The organism is Lacrimispora amygdalina (assembly GCF_900205965.1).
GTDB classification, from domain to species: Bacteria; Bacillota; Clostridia; order Lachnospirales; family Lachnospiraceae; genus Lacrimispora; species Lacrimispora amygdalina_A.
In genome coordinates this window covers 471689-489942 of record NZ_OAOF01000001.1, presented here as the reverse complement: position 1 = coordinate 489942, position 18254 = coordinate 471689, and the positions used below count along the sequence as shown (strand labels likewise).

General features: G+C 43.1%; 16 protein-coding genes. 13 read left to right on the top strand and 3 right to left on the bottom strand.

Annotation, left to right across the window (positions count from 1 at the left end; genetic code table 11):
• The first annotated feature begins 2 nt into the window (after positions 1 to 2).
• The 7 genes from CRO04_RS02340 to CRO04_RS02310 are packed head-to-tail and all read left to right on the top strand — an operon-like array spanning position 3 to position 8268.
• Positions 3 to 2471: a hypothetical protein gene (locus CRO04_RS02340; RefSeq protein ID WP_097002612.1), complete on the top strand. Its 2469-nt coding sequence runs from the start codon at positions 3 to 5 to the stop codon at positions 2469 to 2471.
• Positions 2471 to 3433, top strand: coding sequence for an ATP-binding cassette domain-containing protein (locus tag CRO04_RS02335; protein WP_097002718.1), 963 nt, complete (start codon positions 2471 to 2473; stop codon positions 3431 to 3433). Before CRO04_RS02340 ends, CRO04_RS02335 begins: the two co-directional genes overlap by 1 nt.
• Entirely contained in the window at positions 3411 to 4322 is a 912-nt protein-coding gene (locus CRO04_RS02330; protein ID WP_097002611.1) for an ABC transporter permease, read from the top strand. Before CRO04_RS02335 ends, CRO04_RS02330 begins: the two co-directional genes overlap by 23 nt.
• Before the next feature lie 13 nt (positions 4323 to 4335).
• A complete protein-coding gene (locus tag CRO04_RS02325) occupies positions 4336 to 5163 on the top strand; it encodes a deoxyribonuclease IV (protein ID WP_097002610.1) in 828 nt (275 codons plus the stop codon).
• Between the two features lie 56 nt (positions 5164 to 5219).
• The gene (locus CRO04_RS02320) at positions 5220 to 6389 is read left to right on the top strand and encodes an SPFH domain-containing protein (RefSeq protein ID WP_097002609.1); all 1170 of its coding nucleotides are present in this window, start codon (positions 5220 to 5222) and stop codon (positions 6387 to 6389) included.
• Positions 6386 to 7408, top strand: coding sequence for a zinc ribbon domain-containing protein (locus CRO04_RS02315; RefSeq protein ID WP_097002608.1), 1023 nt, complete (start codon positions 6386 to 6388; stop codon positions 7406 to 7408). The genes CRO04_RS02320 and CRO04_RS02315 overlap by 4 nt, the downstream gene beginning before the upstream one ends.
• Complete coding sequence (locus tag CRO04_RS02310) at positions 7405 to 8268, top strand: TPM domain-containing protein (RefSeq protein ID WP_097002607.1); 864 nt, start codon at positions 7405 to 7407, stop codon at positions 8266 to 8268. Before CRO04_RS02315 ends, CRO04_RS02310 begins: the two co-directional genes overlap by 4 nt.
• An 83-nt stretch (positions 8269 to 8351) precedes the next feature.
• Here CRO04_RS02310 and CRO04_RS02305 read toward each other — a convergent pair whose 3' ends face one another.
• Positions 8352 to 9269 (bottom strand): DMT family transporter, encoded by a 918-nt coding sequence (locus CRO04_RS02305; RefSeq protein WP_097002606.1) that lies wholly within the window; start codon positions 9267 to 9269, stop codon positions 8352 to 8354.
• Positions 9270 to 9369: 100 nt separating this feature from the next.
• Here CRO04_RS02305 and CRO04_RS02300 point away from each other — a divergent pair, with 100 nt between their 5' ends.
• Positions 9370 to 10029: a cyclic nucleotide-binding domain-containing protein gene (locus CRO04_RS02300; RefSeq protein ID WP_242974311.1), complete on the top strand. Its 660-nt coding sequence runs from the start codon at positions 9370 to 9372 to the stop codon at positions 10027 to 10029.
• A gap of 15 nt (positions 10030 to 10044) precedes the next feature.
• Here CRO04_RS02300 and sfsA read toward each other — a convergent pair whose 3' ends face one another.
• Complete coding sequence (sfsA, locus tag CRO04_RS02295) at positions 10045 to 10782, bottom strand: DNA/RNA nuclease SfsA (RefSeq protein WP_097002604.1); 738 nt, start codon at positions 10780 to 10782, stop codon at positions 10045 to 10047.
• Between the two features lie 218 nt (positions 10783 to 11000).
• On the opposite strand from sfsA, the gene thrC reads away from it, so the two are divergent.
• From thrC to CRO04_RS02270, 5 genes are all read left to right on the top strand, one after another.
• The gene (gene thrC / locus CRO04_RS02290) at positions 11001 to 12485 is read left to right on the top strand and encodes a threonine synthase (RefSeq protein WP_097002603.1); all 1485 of its coding nucleotides are present in this window, start codon (positions 11001 to 11003) and stop codon (positions 12483 to 12485) included.
• 132 nt (positions 12486 to 12617) lie between these two features.
• On the top strand, positions 12618 to 13481 hold the full coding sequence (gene fba, locus CRO04_RS02285) for a class II fructose-1,6-bisphosphate aldolase (RefSeq protein ID WP_097002602.1): 864 nt from the start codon (positions 12618 to 12620) through the stop codon (positions 13479 to 13481).
• A 207-nt stretch (positions 13482 to 13688) separates the two neighbouring features.
• Positions 13689 to 15806 (top strand): glutamine synthetase III, encoded by a 2118-nt coding sequence (locus CRO04_RS02280; protein WP_097002601.1) that lies wholly within the window; start codon positions 13689 to 13691, stop codon positions 15804 to 15806.
• Positions 15807 to 15942: 136 nt separating this feature from the next.
• Positions 15943 to 16971, top strand: coding sequence for a M42 family metallopeptidase (locus CRO04_RS02275; protein WP_097002600.1), 1029 nt, complete (start codon positions 15943 to 15945; stop codon positions 16969 to 16971).
• A 158-nt stretch (positions 16972 to 17129) separates the two neighbouring features.
• Entirely contained in the window at positions 17130 to 17678 is a 549-nt protein-coding gene (locus CRO04_RS02270; protein ID WP_097002599.1) for a flavin reductase family protein, read from the top strand.
• Between the two features lie 109 nt (positions 17679 to 17787).
• Here CRO04_RS02270 and CRO04_RS02265 read toward each other — a convergent pair whose 3' ends face one another.
• A complete protein-coding gene (locus tag CRO04_RS02265) occupies positions 17788 to 18210 on the bottom strand; it encodes an Hsp20/alpha crystallin family protein (RefSeq protein ID WP_097002598.1) in 423 nt (140 codons plus the stop codon).
• Positions 18211 to 18254: the final 44 nt, after the last annotated feature.

Below are 18254 nucleotides of genomic sequence, written 5' to 3'. Positions count from 1 at the left end.
AAATGAAAGTCAGACAGATATCCCTGATTTGTGCCATGGCGCTCACGTTGGCAGGCAGCACTTTGCTGCCTGCTTTCGGCATGGCCTTAAATGAAAACTCATATTCCGGGGAATACACTGGTGAGAATGATTCCGATATCGGTATGGAGGTTTCGTATGGATACGATGGGAATGCTAAGGCAGACCGCTATATACCTGTAAATTTTACACTGAAAAGCCAGTCCGGTTCCGCTTTTCATGGTACGGTGCGTGTGGAGGCAATGGAATCCGACTATGATATTTATCAGTATGATTATTCCATTTCATTAGACGCTATGGGTTCTGTAAAGGAATCGCTTGATGTTCCGGTAGGAAGAGCAGATATTTTATATGTCAAGCTTTTAGATTCCCATGGAACGGAACTGATACGCAAACGTTTAAAGATGAATGTTCCCACGGATGTGGCAGAGCTTTATGTGGGGATTCTATCCGATAAGCCCGATAAGCTCTCTTATATGGAGGGAGTGGGCGTCAATTACAGCGCAGTGAAGATCAGGACATTCCCGATGCAGACGGATCAGATTCCGGATCATGTAATCGGTCTTGATCTTCTGGATGTTCTTGTTATAACGGATTATGATACCAGAAAGCTTTCAAAAGACCAGATATCCGCCATTATGGAGTGGGTGAAGGAGGGCGGTACCCTTCTTTTTGGAACCGGTGCCCGCGCAGATGATACGCTGTATGCTTTCCGGTCAGATCTTATAAATGATGATTATGAAGTGCCTGCAGTAAAATCTGTGGATATGGGTGTGGAGTATGCGACCAATGGCCCCGGAGACTCCTTTATGGACCTGGTCTGTGCTGATATTTCTTTAAAAGGGGGAACCGGTGTCCTGTCAAATGACCAGTTTCCTGTTCTGACAGCGGCAGTCAGAGGAAAAGGCGTCGTGGGAGTTGCTGCCTATGATTTCGTAGACATTGCACCATTCTGTGAGACCCAGCGTTCTTACGTTGATAAGCTTTTTACAGCGTTATTAGGAGAAACCAGGTTAAATAATTTATCTTCTTATTTATATAATGGTAATTCCAGTCAGTTTTGGGCGGTTCAGAATATGCTTAATACCGGAGATGTAGATAAGCTGCCAGGGCTTGCGTTCTATACTATCGTTATATTGACCTATATTGCGCTTGTTGGACCAGGAACCTATCTGTTTTTAAAACGGAAGGATGGGCGGCGTTATTATCGGAGCGCCATTGTTTTCGTATCCCTTTTATTTTCTGTAGTGGTTTATCTGATGGGTGGAAAGACACGGTTTCGGGATACCTTTTTTACTTATGCAACAATTTATGATGACTCAGAAAATTTTGAAGATGAATATACATATATCAATATGAGAACGCCTTATAACAGAGCCTACACCATACTTCTGGATCCGTCCTATAATCTTCTTCCCATAACCAGGAGCAAGTCCTATGAACGGGAACCGGTACCGAAATTCACCGGAAATGAAGATTATAATGTCCGGATCGGCTATGGTGAAAACGGCACGAGAGTTTCCGTACAGAACGCTGCTGCATTTACTCCTAAATACTATGCACTGTCGAAGCGGACCCTTAATGAGGACCGGAAGGGTCTTTTGGGGAATATCACTCTGTTTAAAGGCAGTGTTTATGGCACTGTTACCAATGAATATCCATTTTCTGTGGAAAAGGCAGCCATTCTCATGTATGGAAAGATGGTAGTCATAGATGAGTTAAAGCCTGGAGAGACGAAAAAGCTTGACGGGTTTCCTGTCATCAATTATCCCATTAATAACTCCTTCCAGGTGTCTGCCCGTGTCACAGGAAGCTATCAGTATTCCAAGGCAGATATTGAAGATCCGGATTATATGCTTGCCCTGTCCAGAACCAATATACTGAGTTTTTATCTGGATAAATATTCTTCCTTTTACAATCAGGAAGCGAGGATCGTAGCATTCAGCAGGGACCAGAAAGACAGCCAGTTTCTGGTTAACAGAGGATATGAAACCTATGGAGTGACCATGTTTACCTCGACAATTAATGTAAAATCCAGTAAGAATGGGGAAACATACCGGTCCGCACTGATGAAAACGCCTGTAGCGGTAAGCGGGCAGTATTATTCAGACTCCAATGCTATTTACGGAGTAGATCCGGTTACTCTGGAATATTCTTTGGGAAATGATTTAAATGTAGAGAAGCTTATATTTGAAAATCCTTCTGATGAATTTTTAAATAATCAGAGTACCAATTATACCAATATATTTAAGGGTAAAACCTATTTTTATAATCACAATACAGGCAATTACGATACCATGGATCCGGAAAAAACAGAATACACAGCAAAGGAACTGACCCCTTATCTGTCGCCGGGAAATACACTGACAGTCAAATACGTCTGTGAGGATACCGTTGAAAATAACTGGTATGTCACGCTGCCTATGCTGATGGTTCTGGGAAGGGATAAATGATGTTAGAAATAAAAGAGTTGAAAAAGAAATTCGGAAAATTTCATGCCTTAAATGGTCTTGATTTCGTTATTCCAAAAGGCTCTCTTTATGGTTTTGTAGGCCCCAACGGGGCAGGAAAGACGACTGCGATTAAGATCATGACAGGACTTCTGTCTGCTGACAGCGGGCGGGTACTGATTGACGGGAAAGATGTGTCAGAAGGTTTCAACCACCTGAAAGAGAAAATAGGTTATGTACCAGATTTTTTTGGGGTATATGATAATCTGAAGGTCAATGAATACATGGAGTTTTTTGCCTCCTGCTATGGACTGGATGGCTTAAAGGCCAGAAGCCGGTATATGACACTTTTAGAACAGGTGGGGCTGGAGGATAAATCAGATTTCTATGTAGACAGCTTATCCAGAGGGATGAAGCAGCGCTTATGTCTGGCAAGAGCACTGATTCATGATCCGCCGCTGCTGGTACTTGATGAGCCGGCATCTGGTCTGGATCCAAGAACCCGTTATGAATTTAAGGAGATATTAAAAGAACTGAGAGAACAGGGGAAGACGGTCTTTATCAGTTCCCATGTTTTATCTGAGCTGTCTGAGCTGTGTACGGATATCGGAATCATAGATCAGGGGAAGATGGTTTTAAGCGGAAGTATGGAAGAGATTTTAAAACGGGTAAATGCCACCAATCCTCTTATTATTTCCATTCTTGGAAGTAAGGAAAAGGCACTTACTATCTTAAAAAGCCAGCCCTGTGTGCAGACAATCGCAGTGAAGGAAGGAGATATCCGTGTGAACTTTATTGGAGACCAGCAGGATGAAGCTCTTTTGCTTCAGCAGCTGATTGATGCGGAGGTGCTGGTTCATGGGTTTTGCAGGGAACAGGGAAGCCTGGAATCCTTATTTATGCAGATTACAGATCCAGATAAAGAAAAGGCGGTGCTCGTATATGAAAATGAATCCGGTATATAAGAGGGAGACTATGGTCAGCGCAAGGAGTTTCCGGCTGGCTATGACTCTGGTGATTTTTAATTCCATACTGGCTCTGGTAATACTGCTGAATATGTATTCCGTAGTAGAGCGGGTAAAGCTGACGGCTGATATCCAGTACTCTTCTTTTACTAATCTGTACGTATTTGTTGCAGTCGTGGAATTTGTCATGCTTATGTTTATCATGCCGGCACTGACTGCGGGTAGTATAAGCGGGGAAAGAGAACGCCAGACACTTGATATATTGCTGACAACAACCATGAAGCCGTCAGAAATTATCTGGGGAAAGCTTTTATCTTCATTCAGCACCATGTTTCTGATGGTGGTATCCAGCTTTCCATTACTGGCAGTTTCGTTCGTTTATGGTGGAGTGATGATTTACGATGTGTTTCTTCTGCTCTTATGCTATCTGGCAGTGGCACTTATGTGCGGGAGTATGGGGATTTGTTTTTCGTCCCTGTTTAAACGGTCTACCATTGCCACCGTGGTCAGCTATGGAGTGCTGGTTTTTATCGGAGCCGGAACTTATGCAGTGAATATATTCATGCTGTCCATGGCAAGGATGAATGTGAACAGTACCTATGTCTCCAGTATAAACGGAGTGACGGATCAGGCTAATTCCGGTGCATTCCTGTATCTGCTTCTATTAAATCCGGTGGCTACTTTTTATGTAATGATCAATAGCCAGGCAGGAGATAATCAGGTGCTTAACAGCTTAAATAACTGGTTTGGACCTCATCCAGATAACTTCATCATGAATAACTGGGTGCTTCTTAGCATCTTAATTCAGCTTCTTCTGGCTGTTATGTTTATCTTTATTGCAATAAAAGGTATCAGTCAGTCAAAACGAAAGAGAATCAGAAAAAAGTAAAAAGGAGATTTATATGCTTACAATTGGCTGTCATCTGTCTTCTTCCAAAGGGTTTCTTGCCATGGGCAAAGAGGCTGTGAAGATCGGTGCGGATACATTTCAGTTTTTTACAAGAAATCCAAGAGGAACGAAAGCCAAAAAGATTGATCCGGAGGATATCGGGCGGTTTCTTTCCTTTGCAAAGGAACATGGAATCAACCGGATTCTGGCCCATGCTCCGTATACTCTAAATGCCTGTTCTGCAGATGAAGGCTTAAGAACACTGGCCAGAGATACCATGAAGGATGATCTTGAACGGATGGAGTACATTCCTGGCAACTGTTATAATTTTCATCCGGGAAGCCATACCGGTCAGGGAACGGAAACTGGGATTGGTTATATTTCCCATATGCTCAACCAGATTCTAAAACCGGATCAGAATACTACGGTTCTGTTAGAGACCATGTCAGGTAAGGGCAGCGAAGTGGGAAGAACATTTGAAGAACTGCGGGAAATTCTTAATCAGATCCAGCTGAAAGAATGCATGGGAGTCTGTCTGGATACCTGTCATGTATGGGATGCGGGCTATGATATTGCAGGAGATTTAGATGGAGTTCTCAATGAATTTGACCGGATTATCGGGCTGTCAAGTCTGAAAGCCATTCACTTGAATGACAGCTTAAATCCACTTGGCTCCCATAAGGACCGCCATGCTGCAATCGGGCAGGGGATGATCGGGTTTGATGCTTTAAAAAGGGTTGTGGAGCATCCCAGTCTTAAGGATCTTCCTTTTTATCTGGAGACTCCCAATGATTTACCTGGTTATGCAAAAGAAATTGTCATGATGCGCGGACAGGGATAGCCAGGATATCATTTGCGCAGTATAATATGAAATAAAACTCTAAAGGAGGAAGCGGAATGGGAATTGTGAAAGCATTGACTTCAGCAATTGGAGGATCACTGGCAGACCAGTGGCTTGAAGTAATAGAGGCAGGCAGTATGGGAGATCAGACCGTATTTACCAGCGGGGTAAAGGTACGCAAGGGTTCTAATACAAAGAGCACGGATAATACGGTGTCAGACGGTTCCGTCATTCATGTTTATCCCAATCAGTTTATGCTTCTGGTTGACGGAGGAAAGGTTATAGACTATACAGGAGAGCCAGGATATTTTACCGTAAAGAATTCCTCCATGCCGTCTCTTTTTAACGGTCAGCTGAAAGAAGCCATCAGTGAATCTTTTGACCGTGTGCGTTTCGGAGGCCAGACACCTACATCACAAAGAGTTTACTTTATTAATCTTCAGGAAATCAAGGGAATCAAGTTTGGAACGCCCAATCCCATTAATTATTTTGACCAGTTTTATAATGCAGAGCTGTTTTTAAGAGCTCATGGCAATTATTCCATTAAAGTAACGGATCCTTTCTTATTTTATGCAGAGGCCGTTCCAAAGAATACAGACCATGTTGAGGTCAGCGATATCAACGGTCAGTATTTATCGGAATTCTTAGAAGCGCTTCAGTCTTCCATCAATCAGATGTCAGCGGATGGGATCCGCATCTCCTATGTAGCCTCAAAGGGAAGAGAACTGGGGCAGTATATGGCGGATGTGTTGGATAACCAGTGGAGAGCCGGAAGAGGAATGGAAATCCAGTCTGTGGGAATCGCAAGCATCTCCTATGATGAAGAATCCAAAGCTCTGATCCAGATGAGGAATCAGGGAGCCATGTTAAGCGATCCCGGCGTGCGGGAAGGCTATGTTCAGGGAGCTGCAGCCAGAGGCTTAGAGGCAGCAGGAAGCAATGCAAACGGCTCTATGGCAGGATTTATGGGTATGGGAATGGGAATGAATACAGCAGGTGGATTTATGGGAGCTGCGTCTGCAGCCAACATCAGCCAGATGCAGATGAATCAGCCGGCGAAACCGGCAGCCGTGCAGGAGACATGGACCTGCAGCTGCGGTAGTGTTAACACTGGCAAATTCTGTCCGGAATGCGGTAACAAAAAACCGGAAGGTCCATGGACCTGTGGGTGCGGAACGGTTAATACCGGTAAATTCTGTTCAGAATGCGGAAAACCAAGGCCATGAGTGCGGCAATCTCCTATAAGTGCCCTAACTGCGGGGGACCGTTAAAGTTTAATCCTCAAAAGCAGAAATATGCCTGTGAATACTGTTTATCTGAATTTGCAGAAAATACACTCCTGAATGAGGAAAAGGAATCCAAAGGAGAGGCAGAGACGTTATTGTATAACTGCCCCAGCTGCGGAGCTGAAATTGTAACCGACGATACTACGGCAGCATCCTTTTGCTACTACTGTCACAACCCGGTTATTTTATCCGGTAAACTGAGCGGAGAATTCCATCCGGATTATGTAATCCCCTTTTCTCTTGATAAGAAAGAGGCAGTGGGAATCTTCCGGGACTGGATGAAGAAGAAGCGCTATGTTCCAAAGGCATTTTACAGTGAGGAACAGATTGAAAAAATTACAGGTGTCTATTTCCCGTATCTTCTTTACAGCTGTCTTGCAAAAGGGAGTATGGAGGCAAGTGCGGACCGGGTGCGGGTCTGGGTAAGCGGTGACAGAAGATATACGGAAACCCAGACCTATGAAGTTCTGCGTTCCGGTGACATGCCTGTAAGATATGTACCACGCAATGCCTTAAAGAAAGCAAACCGTAAGCTGGCGGAGGGAGTTCTGCCTTTTGAGACCGACAAATTAAAGCCTTTTACCATGGGATATCTCTCGGGTTTTATGGCTGAACGGCGGGATATGGAGGAGCAGGAATTTACAGATGAGGTAAAGATGGAAATCAGAAACTTTGCGGAAGATACACTTCGCAACAGCATTACCTCATATGACTCGGTACGGGTCAGTAACCAGGATATCCGGCTGGAGGATGAAAACTGGGAATATGCACTTCTTCCGGTATGGACGCTTACGTACAGAGATGAAGCCAGAGACCGGATCTATTATTTTACCATCAACGGACAAACCGGAAAGGTATGCGGTGAACTTCCGGTTGACAAAGGAAAACTGATGCTTCTGTTTGCAAAAGTATTCGTTCCAGTGTGTCTTTTGCTGCTGCTTGCGGGGTATTTAGTATGAGGATAAAAAGAGTATTATCAGCAGTGAGCCTTCTTCTGATTCTGGCGCTGATTTCTATTGGAGGCGTCACAGGGGTGTATGCCGCCCAGTCAAGAGTGTTTGATGATGCAGATCTTTTTTCAACAGAAGAGAAAGAGGAATTTGAAAGCACCATCCAGTCCATTCAGAAAGAGATGAATATGGATGTGGTGATAGCGACCACCCAGGATACCGGCGGTAAATCTGCCAAAGATTATGCGGAGAATTTCTATATAGAAAGAAAATTCGGAACCGGGAGTGACTACCGGGGTGTGCTGTTTCTAATTGATATGGATAACCGGGAGATGTATATTCTGCCTGTGGGTAAGATGAACCGGTTTCTGACGGATAAAAGGTGGAATGCGATCCTGGATGATGCATATGAAGCGGTCAGCGGGGGCGATTATGCAGCCTGTGCCAGAATATACCTTGACGGAGTGATTAAATACTACCGGGCAGGGATACCGGGAGGCCAGTATAATTACGACAAGGATACGGGAAAAATCAGCGTTTACCGCAGCATCAGATGGTACGAAGCAGCATTGGCGGTACTGGCAGCAGCGGCAGCAGCAGCGGCAGTCTGCGGCGGTGTCACCAGCCAGTATTCCATGAAAAAAGAGAGAGGAAGAGCCAGAGGTGCACTGATGTCTTACAGGGCCAACTGTGAATTCGCCTACTCCGCTCAAAATGATAACCTGATTAACAAGACCATTACCCATGTCATCGTACCACGCAATAATGGAGGAAACGGAGGATCCGGTGGAGGAATGTCTTCCGGTGGCAGAAGCACGACCCATACATCTTCCGGACGCACCATGGGGGGCGGGGGAAGAAAATTTTAACATAGAGATTCAGGAAAATCACAGGATAGAAGCAGGAAAAGTCTGTATACAGCACAGATTTTCAGCTTCTATCCTGTTTTTGCTTATAAAGCGGATTTACCGGAGGCAGGGGATTTATTTAAAAGAAGTAAAGATAATTGTTCTCCTGCCATGGTAATTCCTACACCTGCAGCAACTAAAAGACCGCCCCAAAAGGTGGTCGTTGAAAAACCCTTCTGTGTGATCAGATCCAGTAATATTCCGGTGAAAATCTGTCCGGTAAAGGTTAAAAGTGTAAGCCGGAAGGCAGGTATTTTGGGGACTGTCACATTAAAAAGAAGAACTGTAACAACTCCTAAGATTCCTCCAAAGTAGATCCAGATGTGGTACGAAAAAATAAAATTTTCAAATATAGGTTCTTTTCTTCCTAAAAGGAAGAGCAGGATCAGTGTTACGGGAAGCCCAGCCAGATGATTGATAAAGGATCCTTTTAAAGCTCCGGTCCGTTTGGATAAGCCTGCATTTACCGTACGGGAGAGTACCACAGTAATTCCGCTTAAAAGAGAAATAAGAACCGGTAAAGCCGTTCCATAGAAAGAGTGGCTCAGCATGACAGCAATGCCAAGAAATGCAAGCACCAGTCCGGCCAGTGTATGCTTTTTGGGAGGATATGCGGTCATTCCAAAGAGTCCCAGCCAGTCTATGACAAGGGAAGCAATTGCCTGCCCCAGAAGTCCTAAGGCAATAATTCCTGTTATACTGATTTTTCCAAAAACAAAATTGCTGAATGCAGTAGTCAGCACACCGATCATACCGCCGGTGTACAGCCAATATGGAATTTTTTCTTTCTTTTTCCGGCTGCGGGTGGGAAGAAGCTTAAGCAGAGGTAAGGCAAATAAGACCCCGGCCGCATGAATGATAACAGCTGCTCCAAATACGCCGTACTGTGCGGTAAGCCCTCCGTTAACTGCAATCATGAAGGTTATGATTACGCCTGCAAGCAATGAGAGAAAATTATACATAATATTACCTCCGTTTTCGGCTTCAAGCATATCATAATCCGTTGACAAAGCAGTATGACATATGTCATACTTCCAGAAAAAGATAAGGAGGCCGATGAAGATGAATATCACAGAGCAGCGGATAAAACGTCTGATTACCCATTTTCATTTGTCAGACATGGATCTTGACGATTCCGTTGTACTTCGGTTTATGCCGGGAGAACTGATTTTACAGGAAGGCAGGGAGATGGAGTATTTTCTTCTGGTGGTTTCAGGAAAAGCAAAAGTCTGCTCTGCTTCTGCAAATGGAAAAGATTTTCTGCTTTGCTATTATATCTCAGAAGGAATTATAGGAGATGTGGAGTTAATGACAGGTTCCCATATAGCAAATGCCACCATCTGTGCTGTGACTGAGTTTATCTGCATTGGGCTTCCATATAGAAAATATGAAGAGAAATTAAAACAAAATCTTCTTTTTGTCAATGATATAGGAAGAGAACTGGCATCAAAGCTGATCAGAAGCTCCAAAAAGAGTGTGATTACAGCTCTTCATTCCTGTGAAGAACGGCTGTGTGCGTATATTCTGTTTACGGAGCAGGAAGGGCTTTTTCTGGAAACGCTTGCAGACACGGCTAAATCAATTGGAGCAAGTTACCGCCAGACATTCCGTATTATAAATACGCTTTGCAGGGACGGTGTAATAAGAAAAGAAGACAGGGTATACCGGATAGTTGACCGGGGGGAACTTTTGTCCCGCACCCCGGATTTTTATCTGGAGTGAGGGATAAAGATCCGGTCAGTCTAAATAAACTGGAACAGGCTGATCCACAGTCATTGAGTTTTCCGTAACCTGGCAGTCATAAGCCAGAATGTGGACTCCTGCTGCAGCCGCTTTTTGCAGCGCTTCTTTCAGTTCCGGCTGGGTCCGTTCATTGGGAGAAAAGCCTGTCATCCCTTTCATCTGGATTAAAAAGAGAAGATACGTTTCATACCCGTCTTTTTTAGCATGAATCAGCTCTTCAATATGTTTGATTCCCCGGATTGTGGGGGCATCCGGAAAAAGCGCAAGGTTATGCTCCTCTAATGTTACACCTTTTACCTCCATAAATGCAGGGATATGCCTTATACTTCCAGATTCCTCTTTTTCAATTAGCTGGAAAGCAAGGTCGAAGCGTGACTGACCGTAGGTGACTTCTCTTTTAATTTCACAGGCTGATCCACAGCCAAGGAGCCACTCATACGCAGCCAGATTGGGAGCCTGGGAATCCATATTGATTAACAGCGTATCCTCATCCCTCACTTTAAAGACCCCGATCAGAGAATATTCTGTTTTTCTGCCGAGGACAGAAGCTTCCGGATGATACTGAAGGAGTACTGTGGCTTCCGGCAGCAGAAGCTCTTTGCACCGGCCTGTATTTTTTACGTGACACACCACGGTCTTTCCCTTTGATTCTCCTGTTAATATCTGAACATAAGCAATGAAACGGTTGGGGCGGCTTAAAAAACTGCCCTTTACAATATGTGGATAGTTCAATGAGACAGCGCTCCTTTCTGTAGTTCTCACAGTATCTTATCACATCATAGCTGGAGTTGCAAACTCCAGTAAGTGTCCTTTATACAAAAACATATGTCCGCAATAAGGAAACTTTTTTGTTGTTTTTTCTTGCACCTGGGATTAAAGTGTGCTACAATGCTGGCAAGGTTTTTTTGATTCATACTTATTAAGAGAGAGCAGGAAAGGAATGCGATACCATGGAATTATCCTATCAGAGTACCAGAGGCAGAGAGGCCAATGTGACGGCTTCCCAGGCAATTTTAAAAGGGCTGGCAGCAGACGGCGGATTGTTTATGCCATGTTTTATCCCCAGGCTTGACAAGACCATGAAAGAACTTTCTACATTGACATATCAGGAAACTGCTTATGAAGTTATGAAGCTGTTTCTTACCGATTATACAGAGGAGGAATTAAAAAACTGTATAAACTGTGCATATGACAGCAAGTTTGATACGGAAGAGATTGCTCCGATATCAAAAGCAGACGGTGCATATTATCTGGAACTGTACCATGGCAGTACTATAGCATTTAAAGATATGGCGCTTTCCATACTTCCTCATCTGATGACCGTTGCTGCAAAGAAGAATCAGGTAAAGAATAAGATTGTGATACTGACTGCTACCTCCGGCGATACGGGGAAAGCAGCCATGGCTGGATTTGCGGACGTGGAAGGAACTGAGATCATCGTCTTTTATCCCAAAAACGGTGTGAGCCGTGTCCAGGAGCTTCAGATGGTAACCCAGAAGGGTAAGAATACCCATGTCGCGGCAATACATGGGAATTTTGATGATGCGCAGACTGGTGTGAAAAAAATTTTTGGTGACAGGGACTTTGCAGCTTTGCTTAAGAAGAATGGGTATCAACTTTCTTCCGCCAATTCCATTAACATCGGAAGACTGGTACCGCAGGTGGTATATTATGTGTATGCTTACGGAAAACTGCTTTCAGGAGAAGAGATTTCTGAGGGAGAGCGGATCAATGTGGTTGTTCCAACTGGGAACTTTGGAAATATTTTAGCTGCTTATCTTGCAAAACAGATGGGTGTGCCTATTGATAAATTAATCTGTGCTTCTAATGAGAATAAAGTACTTTATGATTTCTTCCAGTCAGGGATCTATGACAGAAACAGGGAATTCATTCTTACCAGTTCTCCCTCCATGGATATCCTGATATCCAGTAACTTAGAACGCCTCATTTATTTAAGCACCGGCTGTGATGCTAAGAAGAATGCAGATCTTATGAAAGAACTGGGGGAAACAGGCAGTTATACGGTTACACCGGATATGAAAAAGTTCATGGTAGACTTTATTGGTGGATATGCAGGAGAAGCAGAAAACCAGAGAACCATAAAAGAGCTGTTTGACCGCACCGGATATTTAATTGACACTCATACAGGCGTTGCGGCTTCTGTTTATCATCAGTATAAAGAACGGACGAAGGATGAGACCAGAACAGTGATTGCCTCCACAGCAAGTCCGTATAAGTTTTCCGGTAATGTCTTAGAAGCTTTGGAAGGTAAGAAATCTTTAGAAGATGAATTTAAGATTATAGATCGTTTATCAGAGGTATCAGGAACCGATATACCACAGGCAGTTGAAGAGATCCGCACTGCACCAGTTCTTCATCAGACCGAGTGCGGCCGGGATTCAATGAAAGAGGCTGTTATGGGCTTTTTAGCTTAACACAGAGTTCCTGAAAGTAAATGTAACTTTGTTATAAAAAATACAATCTTGTAAAAAATAGCCTTTCCAAATAAGGGAAAATAGTATATAATGAAGAAATGTAAGACAATAAAAAATATGGAGGTCTGTGATATGTTAGTTTCAGCAAAAGATATGCTTGAAAAAGCAAGAGATGGAAAATACGCAGTTGGACAGTTCAACATCAACAACCTTGAGTGGACAAAAGCTGTTTTACTGACAGCCGAAGAACTGAAATCTCCGGTTATTCTGGGAGTCTCCGAAGGCGCTGGCAAATACATGACAGGTTATAAGACGGTAGCAGCTATGGTTAAGGCCATGATCGACGAATTAAAGATCAGTGTACCGGTAGCGCTTCATCTGGATCACGGTTCTTATGAAGGCTGTTATAAGTGCATTGAGGCTGGTTTCTCATCAATTATGTTTGATGGTTCCCATTACCCAATCGCAGAGAATGTGGAGAAGACAACAGAGCTGGTGAAGGTTTGCAATGAAAAGGGCCTTTCCATTGAAGCGGAAGTTGGTTCCATCGGCGGCGAGGAAGACGGCGTAGTTGGTATGGGTGAGTGTGCAGATCCGGACGAGTGCAAGCAGATCGCTGATTTAGGCGTAACCATGCTGGCAGCAGGAATTGGCAACATCCATGGCAAATATCCGGCAAACTGGGCTGGCTTAAGCTTTGAAACTCTGGCAGCCGTAAAAGATAAAGTAGGCGGTATGCCTCTGGTACTTCACGGCGGGACAGGCATTCCGGAAGATCAGATTAAAAAGGCTATCAGCCTTGGCGTAGCGAAGATCAATGTGAATACGGAATGTCAGCTTACTTTTGCAGAAGCGACCCGTAAATATATTGAAGCAGGCAAGGATTTAGAGGGCAAGGGATTTGACCCGCGTAAGCTCCTTGCACCAGGAACAGAAGCCATTAAGGCAACTGTGAAAGAGAAGATGGAATTATTCGGTTCCGTTGGAAAAGCATAGAAAACATACTAAAATAAATATTTTTTTCAAAAAGTACTTGATTTTTTTAGGGAAATGGTTTATTTTAATTAAGAACGATGGCGTTCTCCTTATGACAGGAGGGCGCCTTTTCTGATTTATGCGCATATTCAGATAATGAGGAGACTTAAAAAAACAATTAGACTTAATTTTATTAAGTGGAAATTAATATGAGAGGATGGAAAATTTATGAGCGAAGTTGTGAATGTAGCCGAGCTGTTCGGTAAGAATGTTTTTAACGAGACCGTTATGAGAGAGCGTCTGCCAAAAAGCGTATTCAAGAAATTAAAGAAAACCATTGAAGACGGTGCAGAACTGGATCCTTCTATTGCAGATGTAGTAGCTCATGCAATGAAAGATTGGGCGATTGAGAGAGGCGCAACTCACTATACACACTGGTTCCAGCCGCTTACAGGCATTACTGCCGAGAAGCATGATTCCTTCATCTCCTCTCCTACATCAGAAGGTAAGGTTATTATGGAGTTTTCCGGAAAAGAACTGGTAAAAGGCGAGCCAGATGCCTCATCCTTCCCTTCCGGTGGTTTAAGAGCAACCTTTGAAGCAAGAGGATATACAGCATGGGATTGCACCTCACCGGCATTTTTAAGAGAAGATGCCATCGGCGTAACTCTTTGCATTCCAACTGCCTTCTGCTCTTATACAGGAGAAGCGCTCGATAAAAAGACTCCTCTCTTAAGATCTATGGAAGCAGTTGATGAGCAGGCTTTAAGAATCCTAAGACTGTTTGGTAATACTACTTCCAAGAGAGTAACCCCTTCTGTTGGACCGGAACAGGAATATTTCCTGGTTGACCATGAAAAATATTTACAGAGAAAAGATTTGATTTACTCCGGAAGAACCTTATTCGGTGCAATGCCTCCAAAGGGACAGGAACTGGAAGATCATTACTTTGGTTCCATTCGTGAAAGAATTGCAGCGTATATGAAAGAAGTAAATGAAGAACTCTGGAAGCTTGGGGTACCTGCAAAAACCCAGCATAATGAAGTTGCACCTGCCCAGCACGAGCTGGCACCAATTTATGAACAGTCCAACGTAGCAGTTGATCACAATCAGCTGGTTATGGAGACCTTAAAGAAGGTGGCAGGCCGTCACGGATTAAACTGTCTGCTTCATGAGAAACCATTTGCAGGCGTTAACGGTTCCGGTAAGCACAACAACTGGTCCTTAACCAGTGATGACGGAATTAACTTATTAAACCCTGGAGAGACACCACATGAGAACATTCAGTTCTTACTGGTATTATCCTGTATCTTAAAGGCAGTTGATAAGCATGCAGATCTTCTCCGTCAGTCTGCAGCAGATGTTGGAAACGACCACAGACTGGGTGCAAACGAGGCACCGCCTGCAATCATCTCCGTATTCATCGGCGAGCAGCTGGAGGATGTCGTAGACCAGCTTTGCAGCACAGGTGAGGCAACTCACTCCAAGTCCGGCGGTACGTTAAAGACAGGTGTTAAGACTCTGCCAGACTTATTCAAAGATGCAACTGACAGAAACAGAACTTCACCATTTGCATTTACCGGCAATAAATTTGAATTCCGTATGGTTGGTTCTTCTGATTCCATCTCATCACCAAACGTTGTATTAAATACCATTACAGCAGAGGCATTTAAGGAAGCAGCAGATATACTTGAGAAAGCAGAAGACTTTGATACGGCTGTACATGATATGATTAAAGAGCAGCTGGCAGCACATAGGAGAGTAATCTTCAACGGCAATGGTTATTCTGATGCATGGGTAGAAGAAGCAGAGAGAAGAGGACTTCCAAACATTAAATCAATGGTTGATGCGATTCCTGCACTTACCACGGACGCGTCCATCAGCATGTTTGAAGAATTCAAGGTATTTACAAAGGCTGAGTTAGAATCCCGTGTTGAGATTGAATATGAATCCTATTCAAAGGCTATTAATATTGAAGCAAGAACCATGATTGATATGGCTGGCAAACAGCTCATTCCGGCAGTTGTAAAATATACAACAGCTCTTGCAGATTCCTTAAGCAAGGTAAAAACAGCATGTCCGGCTGCAGATACCAGTGTACAGGAAGAGCTTCTGACTGAGGTAAGCGCATATCTGTCTGATATGAAGGTGGCACTTTCCGCTCTGGTTGATATCACTGATAAGTGTGCAGCAATCGGAGAGAACAAGGAGCAGGCTGCTGCTTACCACAACGAAGTAGTTCCTGCCATGAAAGCACTTCGTGATCCGGCAGATAAGCTGGAGATGATTGTGGATAAGGATATCTGGCCGCTTCCAAGCTACGGTGATCTGATTTTTGAAGTTTAATAAAGCATGAATACAGGCTGTAAAGCCAGATCCGGTTAATCCGGCTGGTCTTTACAGCCTTTTTCCATATTCTTAAGTAGATTTCCTTTTATAGATCTGCTAAAATAGAAAAAAACCAGAAAAGAAGGCAGATATTATGGAAACCATGACATATGTAACAACCATATTAGAAAAAATAGTAAATATCCCAAGTCCCAGCGGATACACCAGACAGGTGCAAAAAGCAGTAGAGGACGAGGCAGCAGGGTTTGGTTATTCCGCCAGTTATAATAAAAAGGGCGGTTTAATCATTGAAGTTCCAGGAGAAGAGAAGGAAGTTTTAGGATTATCCGCTCATGTTGATACCCTGGGTGCCATGGTGCGATCCATTACTTCAAAGGGAATGCTCATCATAATTCCTGTAGGCGGATTTATGATGGAGTCTATAGAAGGCATGTACTGCAAAGTTCATACCAGAACCGGGAAGACCTACACCGGTACGATACTCACAAAAGAGCCGTCGGTTCATACCTATGACGACGCCAGAACTTTGGAGAGAAAACCAAAGAATATGGAAGTGCGTCTGGATGAGTTAATTGACAGCGAAGAGGATGTAAGAAAGCTGGAAATCGCGCCTGGAGATTATATAAGCTTTGATCCCATGTTTGTACATACCAACAGCGGCTATATCAAATCCCGCCATTTAGATGATAAGGCTTCAGTTGCAGTTCTTTTAGGCGTTTTAAAAGATATAAAAGAATCAGGAATTAAGCCGAAGAAGACTCTGAAGATTGTGATCAGCAACTATGAAGAGGTTGGCTTCGGTGCCAGCTGGATACCGGAAGATATAGAAGAATTTATCGCAGTGGATATGGGAGCACTTGGTGATGATTTATCAGGAGATGAACGTAAGGTATCCATCTGCGCCCTGGATTCATCAGGGCCCTATGATTACGAGATGACAAACCGTCTCATTTCCCTGGCCAAGGAGAAGAAGATTGATTATGCCGTAGATGTATTCCCTCATTACGGTTCTGATGCCGGGGCAGCCATCCGTGGCGGACATAACATCAGGGCTGCACTGATCGGACAGGGCGTACATGCTTCCCATGGAACAGAGCGGACCCATGTAAAAGGAATGGAACAGACATTAAAGCTGATTGAGGCTTATATAGAATTAATTTAATACCAGGATAATGAGTGAAATAAAATAGAGTGCGCATACCGGGCGCACTCTATCTATATGATATCCCATCCAAAAGAAAAAGTCTATATATTTATAAAATTCTATTATATAATCTTCATTGCTGCAGCAATATAAGAAAGATTGATAGGAGAATAAATATGACAAAAACAAAAATAGCAAACATTCCTTATGGGCCGTATGTCGCGGTTCTGGCTGGTGCGTGTATTAATGAAAAACCCAACTATGCCACTATTGGAGCCTATGGAGTGGTAAGTCAGAAGCCCGTTCTTTATATTTCATTAAAAAATTCTCATTATACAACTGCTGGAGTCATAGAAAATGGATATTTCTCGGTAAACATTCCATCTTCTGATGAAATTGAAAAAACAGATTACTGTGGAACTGTAACTGGTAATAAAGTAGATAAGACAAATGTTTTTCAGTCATTTTATGACGAAGCAGGAAACGCACCAATGATAAAGGAGTGTCCGGTAAATTATCTTTGTAAAGTAATACAGACAATTCCAATATTTGATTTTACCATGTTTCTTGGAGAAATTGTTGCTGCGTATGCAGATGAATCCTGCTTAAAAAACAAAAGACCAGATGCGGCAAAGGTAAAGCCTACTATCTTAATGGACAGCGGATATTTTGACATCAATAATCGGGTTGGCTCCATATTTAAAGCATGCAGTGGTAATAAATAATTATAGAAATCCCAAGGATGTATTTTTATCCGACAGATGAATAATTTATGAAAGAAAAGCAAGGTATTCTGAGCTATATGATTCAGAATACCTTGCTATAGTTATTTTATCAGCCTTCTATGGAGATGTAATTATTCTGCTCAATCTCATTTTTCTTATTTTTAGGAACGGACAGCTTAAGAATTCCATTCTCAAATTTAGCATGAATATCTTCTTCTTTCAGACCATTCCCAACATAGAAGCTCCGGCTCATGCTTCCGGAATAACGTTCCCTGCGGATGTAGCGGCCATTCTGGTCCTTTTCCTCTTTGTTCTCTGCTTTTGCAGCAGTTATAGTTAAATAACCCTCTGATAGACGGGCTTTGATATCCTCTTTTTCAAAACCTGGAAGATCGATATCCAGTTCATAGCCGTTATCAACTTCCCGTACATCTGTTTTCATAGTTTCTTTCGTTCCAAAGAAGGAACGGTCAAAGGGAAAATCCATCCAGTCACTCAATAAGTTTTCTCCAAAAATGCTAGGCATCATCATAAGTCATATCTCCTTTCCAAAGATAAAATTTATATATTTGTTAT

Coding starts and splice junctions, on each gene's coding strand:
- CRO04_RS02305 (WP_097002606.1), bottom strand. CDS start 9,269: ATGTATAATTTTCTCTCATTGCTTGCAGGCGTAATCATAACCTTCATG.
- CRO04_RS02340 (WP_097002612.1), top strand. CDS start 3: ATGAAAGTCAGACAGATATCCCTGATTTGTGCCATGGCGCTCACGTTG.
- CRO04_RS02265 (WP_097002598.1), bottom strand. CDS start 18,210: ATGATGATGCCTAGCATTTTTGGAGAAAACTTATTGAGTGACTGGATG.
- CRO04_RS02300 (WP_242974311.1), top strand. CDS start 9,370: ATGAATATCACAGAGCAGCGGATAAAACGTCTGATTACCCATTTTCAT.
- CRO04_RS02335 (WP_097002718.1), top strand. CDS start 2,471: ATGTTAGAAATAAAAGAGTTGAAAAAGAAATTCGGAAAATTTCATGCC.
- fba (WP_097002602.1), top strand. CDS start 12,618: ATGTTAGTTTCAGCAAAAGATATGCTTGAAAAAGCAAGAGATGGAAAA.
- CRO04_RS02315 (WP_097002608.1), top strand. CDS start 6,386: ATGAGTGCGGCAATCTCCTATAAGTGCCCTAACTGCGGGGGACCGTTA.
- CRO04_RS02320 (WP_097002609.1), top strand. CDS start 5,220: ATGGGAATTGTGAAAGCATTGACTTCAGCAATTGGAGGATCACTGGCA.
- CRO04_RS02325 (WP_097002610.1), top strand. CDS start 4,336: ATGCTTACAATTGGCTGTCATCTGTCTTCTTCCAAAGGGTTTCTTGCC.
- CRO04_RS02270 (WP_097002599.1), top strand. CDS start 17,130: ATGACAAAAACAAAAATAGCAAACATTCCTTATGGGCCGTATGTCGCG.
- CRO04_RS02275 (WP_097002600.1), top strand. CDS start 15,943: ATGGAAACCATGACATATGTAACAACCATATTAGAAAAAATAGTAAAT.
- CRO04_RS02330 (WP_097002611.1), top strand. CDS start 3,411: ATGAAAATGAATCCGGTATATAAGAGGGAGACTATGGTCAGCGCAAGG.
- CRO04_RS02280 (WP_097002601.1), top strand. CDS start 13,689: ATGAGCGAAGTTGTGAATGTAGCCGAGCTGTTCGGTAAGAATGTTTTT.
- thrC (WP_097002603.1), top strand. CDS start 11,001: ATGGAATTATCCTATCAGAGTACCAGAGGCAGAGAGGCCAATGTGACG.
- CRO04_RS02310 (WP_097002607.1), top strand. CDS start 7,405: ATGAGGATAAAAAGAGTATTATCAGCAGTGAGCCTTCTTCTGATTCTG.